The sequence below is a fragment of the Kutzneria sp. NPDC051319 genome (assembly GCF_040682195.1).
Classification (GTDB): Bacteria; Actinomycetota; Actinomycetes; order Mycobacteriales; family Pseudonocardiaceae; genus Kutzneria.
The window spans coordinates 1-15,199 of sequence record NZ_JBFBAM010000015.1 but is presented as its reverse complement, the minus strand read 5'-3'; the positions used below and the strand labels follow the sequence as shown (position 1 = coordinate 15,199).

Sequence of the window (15,199 nt, the reverse complement as noted above, 5' to 3'; positions counted from 1 at the left end):
ACCCCCAGCCAGTCGCGGCGCCCGGCGACACCCCCGGTCCCGCCGGCTCCTCCCCAGGTGCCGGCGGCGTTGATGTCGTTGCCCCTTCGCCGTTTTTCGGCTCCGGGTAGCGCATATCGTGGGCGCGTGGAAAAGCGCGGGCAAGGCCTCTTGAGGAAGCCTTAGGGTGGCGCGGTCAGGCTTCGTCCGTCTGGGGGACGAGCCGCAGGGAAATGCTGTTGATGCAATAGCGCTGGTCCGTCGGCGTGGGGTAGCCCTCGCCCTCGAACACGTGCCCGAGGTGGCTGTGGCAGGTCGCGCACAGCACCTCGACGCGGACCATGCCCAGGTCCCGGTCCTCGCGCAGGATCACGCTGTCGCCGGCCAGCGGCGAGAAGAACGAGGGCCAGCCGCAGTGCGAGTCGAACTTGGTGTCGCTGCGGAACAGCTCGGCGCCGCAGGCCCGGCACTCGTAGACGCCGGTGGTCTTGGTGTCGGTGTACTCGCCGACGAAGGGCCGCTCGGTCCCGGCCTGGCGCAGCACGGCGAACTCCTGCGGGCTGAGCTGGGCCCGCCACTCCTGCTCCGACTTGACGACCTTGGGGGTGGTGCCGACAACGGGTTCCATGCTGGAAAGTTTATGGATCCGCGCGAACGTTTGCTCAGGCCACAGCCATTACGAAAGCGGGACGTACCTCACCGACGCGCTGCCCGTGCCCCAGCACCGGGACGTCGGCGACGGCCTCCACCGCCCGGACGTCCACGCCGAGCCGGCGCAGCGCCGCGACCAGCACCACGGGCCGGGCCCGGTTGGAGCCGTCGGCGATCTTGATGGCGACGGCCGAGCCGTCGGGCAGGCCGATCGCGTAGACGCCCTCGGCCCCGTCCTTGGCCACCGCGCCGGGCAGGCCGCGCATGAAGTCCGTGACGTCGCGGCCGGTGCCGCCGACCCACTCGGGATGCCGGCTCATCGCGCGGGCGACGCGATGCTCGGGAGTGCCGGCGGGGGCGGCGGCGAGCCGGCCGAACGCGCGGGCCAGTCCGGTCAGCGTGATCGCGAACACCGGGGCCCCGCAGCCGTCGACACCGATCGCGCCGACGGTCTCGCCGGCCAGTTCTTCCAGGGCGGCGCGGGCGGCCAACTGGAGGGGATGGTCGGCATCCAGGTAGTTCGAGGTCGGCCAGCCGTTGGCCACGCAGGTCGCGAGCATGGCGGCGTGTTTGCCGGAGCAGTTCATGTAGATCGGGGCGGCGTGCCCGCCGGCGGCCAGGTGGTCAGCCTTGGCCTGCTCGCCCAGGGGCAGGTCGGCGGTGCACTGGAGCGCGTCCTCCGTGAGGCCGGCGGCGGCGAGGATGCGGCGCACGCCGTCGATGTGGAAGGGCTCGCCGGAGTGGCTCGCGCTGGCCAGCGCCAGCAACTCGCCGTCGAGGTCCAGGCCGCTGCGCACCATGGCCAGCGCCTGGAAGGGCTTGTTGGACGAGCGCGGGTACGACAGCTCCGCCGGCTGGCCCACGCCGAACACCACGCGGCCGTCGCCGTCCACCGCGACCACCGACCCGTGGTGCACCGATTCGAGGAAGTCGCCTCGCCACACCTCTGCGACAAGCTCGTGCATACCGGCCTCCTCGACTCGACGGGTGATTCTGCCAACTGTCGACAGTTAACAACTTGCTCGCGGACGTTGTAAAGGCGGATGTTCGTCACATGAGCGTCGACCTGGTGCACACCGGCTTGGCCGGGCAGACCGTGGCCGTGTTGCGGGAGCTGGTGCTCACCGGCGAGATCGCCGCCGGCGAGCGGATCAACGAGGTCGGTCTGGCCCAGCGGCTCGGCATCAGCCGCGGGCCGCTGCGCGAGGCCATCCGGCACCTGGCCAGCGAGGGCCTGCTGGTCCTCACCCCCAACCGCGGCGCGCACGTCCCCGTCGCCGACAACACCGGCGTGCACGCCCTGTTCGAGCTCCGCTCCGCCCTCGAATGCGCCGCCGCCCGCCTGGCCGCCGCCCGCCGCACCGACGCCGACCTGACCCGGATGCGTGAGGTCAGCGCCGCCTCACGGGCGGCGTTCACCACCGGCGAGTTCCCCTACCGGCTCGACCTGGCCTTCCACGGCGCCCTGTTGGAGGCCGCCCGCAGCCCCCTGGTCGCCGAGCAGGTCCGCCTGGCCCAGCAACGCGTCGTGCTGCTCCGCGCGGCCAAGGAGCTCACCTTCTCGCACGAGCAGGCGTCCATCGACGAGCACGACGTCCTGATCGAGGCCATCGGCGACCAGGACGCCGATCGCGCGGCCGCGGTCATGGCCACCCACCTCGACCGCGTCCGCGACCAGCTGCTCACGTGAGTGGCTCAGTTACGTTCCAAGGCCCCACGTGAGTGGCTCAGGTGGCGATAGATGCGAAATGAGCCACTCACGTAGCTAGACGTCCGGGGTGATCCGCATGGCCACGGACGGCTTGGGATCGGCGCCGTCGACGAAGGTCTCGCCGCAGCGCAGCCACGCGTCGGCGCCGTCGAGGAGCTGGGCGGTGGCGGCGGCGGCTTCGGCGGACCACGCCTCGTGGTGGCCGGGGCCGACGGCCCCGCCGGCGGCGAGCCAGGCGTGGTACTCGGCGGTGTAGGCCTCGCGCATGCTGATGTGGCCGTCGTCGGGGGCCACGAGATTGCGCTGGAGCATGCGCATGGCGATCAGGTACCGCTCGACCCAGTGCTTCTGGAAGTCGAAGTCGATCAGCGACCGGCCCGCGGCGGCACCCTTGGCGTCGATGGACGAGATGGTCTGCGGCGGCATCGTGAGGTTGAAGCCGCCCTCGCCGTCGGTGAGCCGGATGGCCCGCACGCGGTCGCTGAAGCCGGGCAGCCGGGCCTGCAACGTGTCGTGCCAGTTCAAGCCGGCGCTCAGGATGCCGCCGAGATAGCTGAGCAGGCTGGGCCGCTCCGCGACGCGCTCGGGGTCGACCGGCGGCTGCTCGCCCTGGGCCGACGGCACCTTGGGCCCGAAGTAGAGGCCGAAGGTGGGCCGGGTCGGCAGCCACGCGTCGAAGAACTGGATGGGGAAGTTGCTGGAGATGCCGCCGTCGGCGAACCAGTGCCGGGACACGGTCTTCCCGTCGACCGTCCACAGTGGAACGGCCGAGAGCAGGACCGGGAAGGTCAGGCTCATCCGGGTGGCGACCAACACCGGCAGGTCGTCGGTGGGCAGCGCCCGCAGCTCGCCGGCGCCCGGATAGACCACGGCGCTGATCCGGCCCAGGTGGTCGAGCACCTCGGCCGGGAACAGCGGCCGCCACTCGTCCAGGCTGAACAGGTAGCTGACGTCCGAGTACTGCTCGTTGGGCAGCCGCACCGGCCGCCCGCCGGTCACGTCGGTGGTCATCAGCTGGAGGTTGATGCCCTGGGACCTGAGGTCGCCGAAGGTCAGCGGATCGGCGACGTCCTTGCCGGCCACGATCTGGATCTGCTGGTAGAGCCAGTCGGCCAGCGCGTCCGGGTCCTGCGGTCGCTGCTTGGCGCCGAGGCACATGCCGTAGTAGTTCTTCGGCAGGTCCCGCACCAGCCGCACCATCGACCACACCAGGGCCAGCGTCAGGCCGAGCCCGCCGGTGATCACCATGCCGAGGGCGAAGACGACCCAGCCGACGATCCCGATGCCGCCGAGCGTGCCGCCGGCGCTGGCCACCAGCAGCCAGCCGAGGCCGAACGCGACGGCGGCCGACAGCAGCAACGGCAGGAACAGCCAGCGCAGCAGCCCCCACGAGTAGCTGATGGCCCGCGCGCCGGTGGTGCGCTTCGCCTGCGCCGCAAGCAGGATCCGGAACAGCGGCTTGGCCCGCTTGCTCGGCCGGAACTGCCGGACGATCAGCCCGGGCTCCTGCAGCTGCTTGCGTAACGTCTGCAGGCGGTCGAAACCGCCGCTGTCACGGGCATATTCGGCGGCGGCCGTCACCGCGGCCGCCATGGCGCCCGCCGACGCGCCGCCGATCGAGCGGAACCGGAACTGCTTGTACAGCTCCAGAACCGCCGCGGGATAGGCGACGCCGCTGGTGATTCCGCCCTGCATCACCAGGTCGCACTCGGTAGGGCGAGCCGGGATCCCCCCGGGGTTGGTCATGGCCGACACCTCGCTAAGCCGTTCGCACCAAGGCTAGTGATCTTGCGCGTCGGACAGAAGAGGTCACCGGCGTCGGGCTGGATACCGGGGGTAGTCGGTATCCAGCCCCATTCGTTACGGCAGGTTGGCGACGAGCTCGGCCGGCGGCACCCGCGTGCCGGTGTAGAACGGGATCTCCACGCGGACGTGCCGGCGGGCCTCGGTCTCGCGCAGGTGGCGCATCAGATCGACGATCCGGTGCAGCTCATCGGCCTCGAAGGCCAGGATCCACTCGTAGTCGCCCAGCGCGAACGAGGCGACGGTGTTGGCCCGGACGTCCGGGTAGTCCCGGGCCTCCTTGCCGTGGTCGGCCAGCATCTTGCGGCGCTCGTCGTCGGGCAGCAGGTACCACTCGTAGGACCGCACGAAGGGGTACACGCAGAGGTAGTTCTTGGGCTCCTCGCCGGCCAGGAAGGCCGGGACGTGGCTCTTGTTGAACTCGGCCGGCCGGTGCAGCGCGACCTGGCTCCACACGGGCGTCGACGCGCGGCCGACGGCGGTGCCGCGGCGGAAGTTCGCGTACGCCGCCTGCACCTGCTCGATCTCCTCGGAATGCCACCAGACCATGTAGTCGGCGTCGGCCCGCAGGCCGGACACGTCGTACACGCCGCGCACCACGACGCCCTTGCTCTCCAGGGAGTCGAAGTACTCCTGGGCCTCGGCCGCCGCCGGCCCGCGGTCCTCGCCGAGGCGTCCGGGCTCGGCGCGGAACACCGACCACATGGTGTAGCGGATGGTGTCGTTCAACTCGTTGTAGTTCAAGCGGGCCATGAGCCCATCGTCCCACCGGTCCCACGGTGTCGCCCCAAGAGGTGGGCAGCCACACGTGCCGCGGCTTCCTGAGAGGTCGCGATGCACGCCGGCACGCCGACGCCGTGCAGGCTCGCGCCGGCCACGGCCAGCCCCGGCAGATCGGCCACGGCCGTCTCGATCGCGGTGACGCGGCTGAGGTGCCCGACGCCGTACTGCGGCAGACCGCCGCCCCACCGCGTGACGCCCGCGTCGATGGGCGCGGTGGTGATGCCGGTGAGTTCGGCCAGGTCGGCCCGGACCCCGCGGATCAGGTCCTCGTCGTCGACCTGGAGCACGGCCGCTTCGCCGGCCTTGCCGACCGACCCCCGGATGACCAGGGTGTCCTCGCCGGCCAGGTGGGCCCACTTGCGGCTGGAGTACGTGAAGGCCTTGGCGGTGAACCGGGTGCCGTCGGCCCAGCTGTCGTCGCCGGCGATCAGCACGCCGGAGTTCTGCGGCAGCGCCACGTCGGCCGGCAGCACGAGCGAGATGACGGCCATCGACGCCAGCTCGATGCCGCCGAAAGCGGCGGCCGCGACCGGCGCGATGTCGGCCAGCAGCTTGGCCGCGGCCGGGGCCGGCACGGCCAGCACGATGCCGTCGACGTCCAGGGAGTGCTCGCCGAACTCGACGGTCCAGCCGGTCTCCCGCCGACGCAGCCGACGGACCGGGTGCCCGAACTCGATGGTGGCGTCGGAGAGCTTGGCCAGCCGGTCGGTGAGCGAGCCGAGGCCGTCCTTGAGCGTGCCGAACACCGCCGGCCGCTTGGCACCCTGCTGCGGCGGGGCCGGCACCAGCGCAGACGCCGCGGCGACCAGCGAGCCGGCGCCACGGTCCAACGCCCCGGCCAGCGGCGCCATCGTCGCGCGCAGGCTCAGGCCGTCGGCGTGACCGGCGTAGACGCCGCCGAGCAGCGGGTCGACCAGCCGGTTGGTCACCTCGGGCCCGAACCGCTCCCGCAGCAGCTTGCCGACGGAGACGTCCTCGCCGTCCAGATGGATCGGCGGCAGGGCCGGCTCGTGGGCCACCCGCGCCACCGCCGCGTCGGACAGCACACCGCGCACGGCGTCGGCCGAGGCCGGCACGCCCTGGAAGGTGTGCCCGGGCAGCGGGTTGATCCGCCCGCCGGCCCGGACGGTGGCCCGGGCGTCGGTCGGATGCACCAGGTCGTCGGCCATGCCGATCTCGGTGATCAGCTCGATGGCCTCGGCGCGCCGGGCCAGGAAGGCCTCCGCGCCGACGTCGTAGGAACGGCCGCCCAGCTCGACCGTGCGCAGCTTGCCGCCGACCCGGTCCGTCTGCTCGATGACGGTGATCGTGGCCAGCGGTCCGAGCAGCCTGCGCAGCCGGAAGGCGGCCGCGAGGCCGGACACGCCGCCACCGACGACGGCGACATGGGGCTCGGTCATGACAGTGAATGCACCAGCTCTGTCACTCGGGTGACGACCGCGGGATCGGTCTCCGGCAGCACGCCGTGACCGAGGTTGAAGATGTGCCCGGCGGCCGCCCTGCCCTCGGCGAGGATCCGGCGGACCTCCTTCTCCAGCACGCTCCACTCGGCGAACAGCAGCGCCGGGTCGAGATTGCCCTGCACGACCGGCGCGGGCCCGTCGGGACGGGCCGCGGTCAGCCGCCGCACCGCCTCGTCCAGCGGAATCCGCCAGTCCACGCCCACGACGTCGGCCCCGGCGTCGCGCATGGCCACCAGCAGCTCGCCCGTGCCGACGCCGAAGTGGATCCGCGGCACGCCCGCGCCGTCGAGACTGTCGAACACCCGGGTCGAGTGCGGCAGCACGAACTCGCGGTAGTCGCGCTCGGACAACGCGCCGGCCCACGAGTCGAACAGCTGTACGGCGTCAACCCCGGCCTCGACCTGCACCCGGAGGAACTCCGCGGCGATGCCGGCCAGCTTGGCCAGCAGCGCGTGCCACACGTCCGGGGAGCTGTGCATGAGCGCCTTGGTGCGCTCGTGGTTCTTGCTGGGACCGCCCTCGACCAGGTACGACGCCAGCGTGAACGGCGCGCCGGCGAAGCCGATCAGCGGCGTGTCGCCCAGCGCGGCGGTCAGCAGCCGGATCGTCTCCGCGACCGGCGCGACCTGCTCGGCGTCCAGGTCGGGCAGCGCGTCCACGTCGGCCTTGGTGCGCACCGGATTGGCCACCACCGGGCCCGTGCCGGGCACGATGTCCACGCCGATGCCCGCTGCGTAGAGCGGGACGACGATGTCGCTGTACAGGATGGCCGCGTCCACGCCGTGCCGGCGGACCGGCTGCAGCGTGATCTCGGCGGCCAGGTCCGGTGTGAGACAGGACTCCAGCATCGCGGTGCCCTCGCGCACCTTCTTGTACTCGGGCAGCGAGCGGCCGGCCTGCCGCATGAACCAGACCGGGGTCCGGGACGGCTCGCCGCCCCGGGCCGCGACCAGCAGGGGAGCGTCTGAGAGGTCGCGGCGCGCCGAGACCGGAGCAGTGTTCGTCATGGCCGTTCCATGGTGCCACGCGGCCGGAATCGTGTGTCACGGAGTCGTCTCGGGCAAACGGAATCCGTCGTGTCGTGCGGGACTTCGGCGCGGATGAGCCCGTAAGGTCACCTGATGTGACCGGGATGTCGGAGGAGCCAGCGCTGTTCCGGCAGGCAGTGGAAGCGCTCAGGTCGGTGCGCCCTCGTCCGGAGGTCGAGCTGACGGAGGTCCGTGCGCCGCAGCGATTGGCGCCGTGGTCGTTCGCCTACAGCGCGGAAGCCGACGGGCCTGCCGACGTGTTGGCGACGGGGCGTTTGGTGCTGCTGCACGACCCGGAGGGCGAGGAGGCGTGGGGCGGGGTGCTCCGCGTGGTCGCCTTCGTCCGGGCCGAGCTGGACGCCGAGCTGGCGGTGGATCCACTGCTGCCGGCGGTCGCGTGGTCGTGGCTGACCGACGCGCTGGAGGGCTCCTCGGCCAAGTGGACCGCGCTCGGCGGCACCGTCACCCAGAACTCCTCGGCCCGCTTCGGCGACATCTCGGGCCCGGCCCGCACCGACGACCTGGAGCTGCGGGCGTCGTGGACGGCGCTGGACTCGGAGCTGACCACCCATGGCGAGGCCTTCTGCGAGCTGCTGTCCAGCACCGTGGGCCTGCCCCCGGTCGGGGTCACCCTGTTCAGTCAGCGCCAGAACAGCCTGTAACCACCACTTCATGCAGGGAAGGACGCCTTACCCTCGTTCAACGCGGGTAAGGCGTCCTTCCCTGCATCCCCTCGCGTGCACGTGCAGCGGGCACGAACCCCTAAGGACCCGTGCCCGTCCGTTCTCGCCCCTAGGTGATCACACGATCGGGTGAAGTTTGCGCGACCCGCTCGGCCTCCCGCAGCACGCGGAGCGTGTTCGCGCCGGCGAGCTTCGTGCAGTCCACCTCGCTCCAGCCCCGCTCCAGCAGCTCGGTGAACAGCCGCGGATAACAGGAGACGTCCTCGAGGCCGACGGGCAGCTGGGCGACGCCGTCGTAGTCGCCGCCGAGTCCGATGTGGTCGATGCCGGCGACCTCACGGGCGTGCTCAAGGTGCCTGACCACGTCGTTCACGGTGACCTCGGGCTTCGGGCCGCCGCCGGTCCAGGTCTGCGAGAAGGTGTGCCGCTGCTCCAGGTCGCGATGGTCGGCGCCCGCCGCGGTCATGGCCTCCCGCAGCCGCGCGTCCCACTCGGCATAGGCCTGCGACACGAAGCTCGGGACGAATGTGACCATGCACACACCGCCCTGGGCGGCCAGCTCGACCAGCACGTCGTCGGGCACGTTGCGGGGATGGTCGGCCACCGCGCGGCAGGAGGAGTGGCTGAAGATGGCCGGCGCCTCGCTCACCGCGAGCGCGTCGCGCATCGTTGCCGGTGCGACGTGCGAGAGATCGACGAGCATGCCGAGGCGGTTCATCTCACGAACCACATCACGGCCGAAATCGGTAAGGCCGTTGTGCACTGGCTCATCGGTCGCCGAGTCGGCCCATTCGGTGTTGTTGTTGTGCGTGAGCGTCATGTAGCGAACACCGAGTCGATACAGCGAACGCAGGGCTCCGAGCGAGTTGGCGATGCTGTGGCCGCCCTCGGCGCCCAGCAGCGAGGCGATGCGCCCGGACGCGAACGCGGCTTCCGCCTCGTCAACCGTGCGCGCCAGCGCAAGATGGTCCGGATAGCGGTTGACCAGCTCGTACACGACTTCGATCTGCTCCAGCGTGGCCGTGACCGCGCTGTGACCTTCCAGCCGGCAGGGCACGTAGACCGACCAGAACTGCATGGTCAGTGCGCCTTTTCGGAGTCGGACGAGGTCCGTGTGCAGATCTGTCCGGACAGTGGTCAGATCGGCCGCCGCCCAGTCGGCCGGCGAGCCCGCTCCGCCGGCCAGTTCGCGCAGGGCCCACGGCAGGTCGTTGTGCCCATCCGCCAGTTGGACCCGCCGCAGTAGGGCGTTTGCACGTGCAGAAGCACGGCCATCTGCGTGTTCCGGACCGTCCGTCACGACCGCAACTCCTTCATGTCGTTATGAAGCCTTCTCGCGTTAGCCACCTCGGCAGGAGTCCCTCGATCGTGCGACAAACCTGGCCTCCGGTGACAACTCGATCGGGACAGATACCCATTTGATCGTCCCGCTGACCCGCTTGGGCGGCTACGCTCCTCCCGTCGACACCACTTTCGGTCGATCAGTGGCGCGGCTGATTGGACGAAAGTCCCGGTGCCGGTCGGGGGGCACGACCGACTCCAGGGAGGTAGTGACGTGGCTGCCGTCGGCTTAGGTCAGGCCGTTCGTACCACGCCAGCCGGCTCGTTGCCGGCAAACATGGTCCCGCACCCGCGGGAAGAGCTGTTTTCAGTGTTGGTGGTTGACGACCACCCACTGTTGAGGGAGGCGATAGCGGCTCGGCTGACCCAGATGGGTGCCGGCACAGTGCATGAGGCCGCATCGGTGGCCGAGGCGAGGGCGCGAGCCCTGGCCACGGGGCCGTGCGACCTGGCGATCCTTGATCTCGGGCTGCCTGACGGTAGCGGCATCGACCTGGTCACGGAACTCCGTGCTCAGGGCTGGCCGCGCATCGTGGTGCTCGCGTCCTCCGACGACCCCTATGCGGTTCGCTCGGCCTTCCAGGCAGGCGCTCAGGCGTACCTGCTGAAGTCCGCGTCGCCGATGGTGGTCACCGACGGAGTGCGTCGAGTTCTCGACGGTGGCGTCTACGCGGACCCGAGCGTGGCCCCGGTCCTCGCTGCGGGAACCCGGGTCCCCGGAACCGACAACACGCCGCGGGAACTGTCCGCGCGTGAGGTCGAGGTGCTCCAGCTGGTCGCCGATGGCCAGTCCAACAAGGAGATCGGCGAGGCTCTGAACCTGTCCGCGCTCACGGTGAAGTCTCACCTGTCGCGGATCGGCCGGAAGCTGGGCACCGGGGATCGCGCTCAGATGGTTGCGTTGGCCATGCGGGCCGGCGTGATCCGCTGAGAAACGGTTATGGATGGACGACGCGAGGACCGAGCAGAACGTGATCCACGCCCGCGCGGGGCGTGGAGGACGTAGGGTCTTCCGCCGTGGATGCACCCTGCTCTGAACCGAAGGATCCGACCGGAGAAACCCCGGTGCTGCTGACCGAACCCGCTGAGGGGGTTCCGCCAGTGGTGTCCGATCCGGCAACGCTGCGGCGCGCGGCCGCAACGCTGGCGGAGGGGACGGGTCCGGTGGCGGTGGACACCGAAAGGGCATCGGGCTACCGCTATTCGCAGCGCGCCTACCTGGTGCAGCTGCGACGAGAGCAGGCAGGCACCGTGCTGGTCGATCCGGTCGCTTTGGGCGGCCGGATCGACCCGCTGGTGGATGCCTTGGCCAACACCGAGTGGGTGTTGCACGCGGCGTCCCAGGACCTGCCGTGCCTGGCCGAGCTGGGCCTGCGGCCGGCGGTCCTGTTCGACACCGAACTGGCCGGACGGCTCGCCGGCTTCGACCGGGTCGCGCTCGGCTCGATGGTGGAACGCCTGCTCGGCTACCACCTGGAGAAGGGCCACGGCGCCGCCGACTGGTCACGTCGCCCGCTGCCGCAGGACTGGTTGACCTACGCGGCCCTCGACGTCGAACTGCTGGTCCCGCTGCGCAACGTGCTCGAGGACGAGCTGCGTGAGCAGGGCAAGCTCGACTGGGCCCTGGAGGAGTTCGAGGCAGTGCGCACGGCGCCCGCGCCCAAGCCGCGGGCCGAGCCGTGGCGTCGCACCTCCGGCATTCACCGCCTGCGCAATCCCCGCCAGCTCGCCGCCGTGCGGGCGCTGTGGGAGGCCCGGGACGGGCTGGCCCGCCAGCGGGACATCGCGCCGGGCCGGGTGCTGCCGGACAGCGCGATCATCGACGCCGCCGTGACCGATCCGGCGACCGAGGCCGACCTGCTGGCGCTGCCGGTGTTCCGCGGCCGTTCCCAGCGCCGGACCGTGAAGGTGTGGGGCGACGCCCTGGCCAAGGCCCGGGCGCTGCAGCGCAAGGAGCTGCCCGAGGTCTCCCCCGCTCACGACGGCCCGCCGCCGCCCAACCGCTGGTCCGACCGCGATCCCGACGCCGCCGCCCGGCTGGCCGCCGTCCGGGCCACGCTGACGTCCATCGCCGAGAGCCTGAAGCTGCCGGTGGAGAACCTGCTGCTGCCGGACCTGGTGCGGCGCACCTGCTGGGAGCCGCCGGCCGATCTCGACCCGTCCACGGTGGCCGAGGTGCTGCGGGCCGGCCATGCCCGGTCGTGGCAGATCGAGCTCACCGCGGAGCCACTCAGCAAGTCGCTCAAGGCTGCGGCAGCATGAGTTCAGCCACCCTGCTGGTTACCGGCCAGTAACTCAGACTAGAGTTCGGGTTACCGGCCGGTAATGGACGGCCGACCCGCACTCGAAGCTGAGGAGGAGCACGCCGTGGCCGCACCAGTAGCGCCGATGACGGAACGGGCCGTGCGCAACGTGGTCTTCGTCGACGGCGTGCGCACGCCGTTCGGCAAGGCCGGGCCCAAGGGCATCTACGCCGAGACCCGTGCCGACGACCTCGTCGTGAAGGTGATCCGCGAGCTCCTGCGCCGACACCCCGAGCTCCCGCCGGAGCGGGTGGACGAGGTCGCCATCGCGGCCACCACCCAGATCGGCGACCAGGGCCTGACCATCGGGCGCACCGCCGCCCTGCTGGCCGGCCTGCCCAAGTCGGTGCCCGGCTACGCGGTCGACCGCATGTGCGCCGGCGCCATGACCGCGGTGACCACCGCGGCCAGCGGCATCGCCTTCGGCGCCTACGACGTCGTGATCGCCGGCGGTGTCGAGCACATGGGCCACCACCCGATGGGCGAGGGCGTCGACCCCAACCCGCGGTTCCTGGCCGACCGCCTCGTGGACACCTCCGCGCTGGTCATGGGCCAGACCGCGGAGAACCTGCACGACCGGTTCCCGGGCATCACCAAGGACCGGGCGGACGCGTTCGCCGCCGCCTCCCAGGCCAAGTACGACGCCGCGGTGAAGGCCGGCAAGATCGGCCCCGAGTTCGTCACCGTGGCCACCCGGTCCGCCGACAAGGGCTGGGGCCTGGCCACCGCCGACGAGCCGCCGCGCCCCGGCACCACCGTGCAGGACCTGGCGTCGCTCAAGACGCCGTTCCGCCCGCACGGCCGGGTGACCGCCGGCAACGCCGCCGGTCTCAACGACGGTGCCACCGGCTGCCTGCTGGCCGATGAGGCCACCGCCCACGAGCTGGGCCTGCCCGTCGGCATGCGCCTGGTGGGCTACTCGTTCGCCGGCGTCGAGCCCGAGGTCATGGGCGTCGGTCCCGTGCCGGCGACCGAGAAGGCGCTGGCCCGCACCGGCCTGAGCATCTCCGACATCGGCCTGTTCGAGGTCAACGAGGCGTTCGCCGTGCAGGTGCTGGCCTTCCTCGACCACTTCGGCATCGCCGACGACGACCCGCGGGTCAACCAGTGGGGCGGCGCGATCGCGACCGGCCACCCGCTGGCCTCCTCCGGCGTGCGGCTGATGACCCAGCTGTCGCACCAGTTCGCCGAGCGGCCGGACGTGCGCTACGGCATCACCACCATGTGCATCGGCATCGGCATGGGCGGCACCGTGATCTGGGAGAACCCGCACTTCGAGGGGGACAAGTGACCATCTCCGCTGAGCAGGCGAAGGCCGCTTTCCCCGACGAGGTCGTGACCAAGGCCGTCACGCGCGTGATTCCGGTGCCCGGGCTGTCCAAGCCCGTCGCGCTGATCACCATCGACAACGGCTTCGACCACACGCGGCCGTCCACCTTCGGGCCGCAGAGCCTGGTGTCGCTCAACGCCGCCGTGGACGAGGCGCTGGCCGCCTCCCCGGCGGCGATCGCCGTCACCGGCAAGCCGTTCGTGTTCGCCGTCGGCGCCGACCTGTCCGGTGTGGAGCAGCTGTCGTCGCCGGAGCTGGCGCGGCAGATCGCGCAGACCGGGCACGACGTGTTCCGCCGGTTCACCGAGTCGTCGATCCCGACCTTCGCCTTCGTCAACGGCGCGGTCATGGGCGGCGGCCTGGAGCTGGCGCTGTCCTGCCACTACCGGACGCTGGTCTCCAACGCCGCCGCGATCGCCTTCCCCGAGGTGTTCCTGGGCCTGTTCCCGGGCTGGGGCGGCACGCAGCTGCTGCCCAACCTCATCGGGGCCGACGCCGCGGTGACCGTGATCATCGAGAACGCGTTGAACCAGAACAAGATGCTCAAGCCGGCGGAGGCCGCCGGGCTGGGCATCGTCGACGTGGTCTTCGACTCCGCCGACTACCTGGAGCAGTCGCTGGCGTGGTTGGTCAAGGTCGTCAACGGCGAGGTTTCGGTCCCCCGCAAGGAGATCGACCGCGGCGAGGGCTGGGACGCCGCCCTGGCTCGTGGCCGCGCCTTCGTCGAGGCCAAGACCCACGGCGCCTCTCCGGGCGCGACCAAGGCCCTTGAGCTGCTGGAGCTGGCCCGGGGCAACGACCTCGACGCCGGTTACGCCGCCGAGACCGACGGCCTGGCCTCGCTGCTCATGACCGACGAGCTGCGGTCCGGGCTGTACTCGTTCAACCTGGTGCAGAAGCGGGCCCGCAAGCCCGCGGGCGCGCCCGACAAGTCGCTGGCCCGTCCCGTCACCAAGGTCGGCATCGTCGGCGCCGGCCTGATGGCCAGCCAGCTCGCGCTGTTGTTCGTACGCCAGCTCAAGGTGCCGGTCGTGATGACCGACATCGACCAGGCTCGCGTCGACAAGGGCGTCGGCTACGTGCACGGCGAGATCGACAAGCTGCTCGGCAAGAAGCGCCTGTCCCCCGACGCCGCGAACCGGTTGAAGGCACTGGTCTCCGGCTCGCTGGACAAGGCCGCTTTCTCGGACGCCGACTTCGTCATCGAGGCCGTGTTCGAGGAGCTGTCGGTCAAGCAGCAGGTGTTCGCCGAGGTCGAGGAGCACGTCTCGGCCGAGTGCGTGCTGGCCACCAACACCTCGTCGCTGTCCATCACCGAGATGGCCGCCAAGCTGTCGCACCCCGAGCGGATCGTCGGCTTCCACTTCTTCAACCCGGTCGCCGTCCTGCCGCTGCTGGAGATCGTCCGCGGCGACCAGACCGACGACGCCACGCTGGCCACCGCCTTCTCGGTCAGCAAGCAGCTGAAGAAGTCCAGCGTGCTGGTCAAGGACGCCCCGGCGTTCGTCGTCAACCGGCTGCTCACGCGCTTCCTGGGCGAGGTCATCCGGGCCGTCGACGAGGGCACCCCGTTCGAGGTCGCCGACAAGGCGCTGGACCCGCTGGGCCTGCCCATGAGCCCGCTGATCCTGCTCCAGCTCGTCGGCCCCGCCGTCGCGCTGCACGTCGCCGAGACCATGCACCAGGCCTTCCCGGACCGCTTCGGCGTCAGCGAGAACATGAAGCGCTTCGTCGCCGCCGGCAAGACCGCCGTCTACACCTGGGACGCCACCGGCAAGCCCCAGGTCGACCCCGAGGTCGCCGCCCTCTGGCAGCCCGGCACGTCGCCGCTGACCGCCGAGGAGCTCCGCACCCGGGCCGAGGACGCGCTGGCCCAGGAGATCCGCCTCATGCTCGACGAAGGCGTCGTCGCCGAGGCCCAGGACATCGACCTGTGTCTCATCCTCGGCGCCGGCTGGCCCTTCTGGCTCGGCGGCATCACGCCGTACCTGGACCGGGCCGGCGTCTCCGAGCGCGTCACCGGCCGGCGTTTCCTGGCCCAGGGCGTGGCTTCCGTCCCCGCCTGATCGTCGCTCGCCCCGGCTGGGCGGACCCCCCCCGGGGCCGCGCGCCCGAAAGCCGGTC

Annotated in this window: 13 protein-coding genes; 6 read left to right on the top strand and 7 right to left on the bottom strand. The window is 71.2% G+C overall.

The annotated features are described in order from the left end of the window. Positions 1–175 precede the first annotated feature (175 nt). Both msrB and AB0M73_RS17515 read right to left on the bottom strand, forming a co-directional pair. Positions 176–607: a peptide-methionine (R)-S-oxide reductase MsrB gene (gene msrB, locus AB0M73_RS17520; RefSeq protein ID WP_363891647.1), complete on the bottom strand. Its 432-nt coding sequence runs from the start codon at positions 605–607 to the stop codon at positions 176–178. A 34-nt stretch (positions 608–641) separates the two neighbouring features. Continuing rightward, the gene (locus AB0M73_RS17515; protein ID WP_363891646.1) at positions 642–1,595 is read right to left on the bottom strand and encodes an asparaginase; all 954 of its coding nucleotides are present in this window, start codon (positions 1,593–1,595) and stop codon (positions 642–644) included. Between the two features lie 89 nt (positions 1,596–1,684). Here AB0M73_RS17515 and AB0M73_RS17510 point away from each other — a divergent pair, with 89 nt between their 5' ends. After that, positions 1,685–2,320: a GntR family transcriptional regulator gene (locus tag AB0M73_RS17510; RefSeq protein ID WP_363891645.1), complete on the top strand. Its 636-nt coding sequence runs from the start codon at positions 1,685–1,687 to the stop codon at positions 2,318–2,320. A gap of 75 nt (positions 2,321–2,395) precedes the next feature. Here AB0M73_RS17510 and AB0M73_RS17505 read toward each other — a convergent pair whose 3' ends face one another. From AB0M73_RS17505 to hemE, 4 genes are all read right to left on the bottom strand, one after another. Then, entirely contained in the window at positions 2,396–4,087 is a 1,692-nt protein-coding gene (locus AB0M73_RS17505; protein ID WP_363891644.1) for a hypothetical protein, read from the bottom strand. Between the two features lie 114 nt (positions 4,088–4,201). Next, complete coding sequence (gene hemQ, locus AB0M73_RS17500; protein ID WP_363891643.1) at positions 4,202–4,897, bottom strand: hydrogen peroxide-dependent heme synthase; 696 nt, start codon at positions 4,895–4,897, stop codon at positions 4,202–4,204. Further along, a complete protein-coding gene (hemG, locus tag AB0M73_RS17495; protein WP_363891642.1) occupies positions 4,885–6,327 on the bottom strand; it encodes a protoporphyrinogen oxidase in 1,443 nt (480 codons plus the stop codon). The genes hemQ and hemG overlap by 13 nt, the downstream gene beginning before the upstream one ends. Next, on the bottom strand, positions 6,324–7,397 hold the full coding sequence (gene hemE, locus AB0M73_RS17490; protein ID WP_363891641.1) for a uroporphyrinogen decarboxylase: 1,074 nt from the start codon (positions 7,395–7,397) through the stop codon (positions 6,324–6,326). The genes hemG and hemE overlap by 4 nt, the downstream gene beginning before the upstream one ends. A gap of 116 nt (positions 7,398–7,513) precedes the next feature. On the opposite strand from hemE, the gene AB0M73_RS17485 reads away from it, so the two are divergent. Then, positions 7,514–8,080, top strand: a complete 567-nt coding sequence (locus AB0M73_RS17485) for a DUF3000 domain-containing protein (protein WP_043723513.1) — start codon at positions 7,514–7,516, stop codon at positions 8,078–8,080. A gap of 130 nt (positions 8,081–8,210) precedes the next feature. On the opposite strand, the gene AB0M73_RS17480 is transcribed toward AB0M73_RS17485, so the two are convergent. After that, a complete protein-coding gene (locus AB0M73_RS17480) occupies positions 8,211–9,401 on the bottom strand; it encodes a dipeptidase (RefSeq protein ID WP_363891640.1) in 1,191 nt (396 codons plus the stop codon). A 318-nt stretch (positions 9,402–9,719) separates the two neighbouring features. Between AB0M73_RS17480 and AB0M73_RS17475 the strand changes: the two genes are divergently transcribed. From AB0M73_RS17475 to AB0M73_RS17460, 4 genes are all read left to right on the top strand, one after another. Then, positions 9,720–10,373, top strand: coding sequence for a response regulator transcription factor (locus tag AB0M73_RS17475; RefSeq protein WP_182837310.1), 654 nt, complete (start codon positions 9,720–9,722; stop codon positions 10,371–10,373). Positions 10,374–10,459: 86 nt separating this feature from the next. Beyond that, complete coding sequence (locus AB0M73_RS17470) at positions 10,460–11,704, top strand: ribonuclease D (protein ID WP_043723510.1); 1,245 nt, start codon at positions 10,460–10,462, stop codon at positions 11,702–11,704. Positions 11,705–11,845: 141 nt separating this feature from the next. Further along, positions 11,846–13,036 (top strand): acetyl-CoA C-acyltransferase, encoded by a 1,191-nt coding sequence (locus AB0M73_RS17465; protein WP_363891804.1) that lies wholly within the window; start codon positions 11,846–11,848, stop codon positions 13,034–13,036. Beyond that, positions 13,033–15,141, top strand: a complete 2,109-nt coding sequence (locus AB0M73_RS17460) for a 3-hydroxyacyl-CoA dehydrogenase NAD-binding domain-containing protein (protein WP_363891639.1) — start codon at positions 13,033–13,035, stop codon at positions 15,139–15,141. Before AB0M73_RS17465 ends, AB0M73_RS17460 begins: the two co-directional genes overlap by 4 nt. Positions 15,142–15,199 lie beyond the last annotated feature (58 nt).

Excerpts from the sequence above, each read along its gene's own strand:
- AB0M73_RS17510 (WP_363891645.1), top strand. The coding sequence starts at position 1,685 with ATGAGCGTCGACCTGGTGCACACCGGCTTGGCCGGGCAGACCGTGGCC.
- AB0M73_RS17475 (WP_182837310.1), top strand. The coding sequence starts at position 9,720 with ATGGTCCCGCACCCGCGGGAAGAGCTGTTTTCAGTGTTGGTGGTTGAC.
- hemG (WP_363891642.1), bottom strand. The coding sequence starts at position 6,327 with ATGACCGAGCCCCATGTCGCCGTCGTCGGTGGCGGCGTGTCCGGCCTC.
- AB0M73_RS17515 (WP_363891646.1), bottom strand. The coding sequence starts at position 1,595 with ATGCACGAGCTTGTCGCAGAGGTGTGGCGAGGCGACTTCCTCGAATCG.
- hemE (WP_363891641.1), bottom strand. The coding sequence starts at position 7,397 with ATGACGAACACTGCTCCGGTCTCGGCGCGCCGCGACCTCTCAGACGCT.
- msrB (WP_363891647.1), bottom strand. The coding sequence starts at position 607 with ATGGAACCCGTTGTCGGCACCACCCCCAAGGTCGTCAAGTCGGAGCAG.
- AB0M73_RS17505 (WP_363891644.1), bottom strand. The coding sequence starts at position 4,087 with ATGACCAACCCCGGGGGGATCCCGGCTCGCCCTACCGAGTGCGACCTG.
- hemQ (WP_363891643.1), bottom strand. The coding sequence starts at position 4,897 with ATGGCCCGCTTGAACTACAACGAGTTGAACGACACCATCCGCTACACC.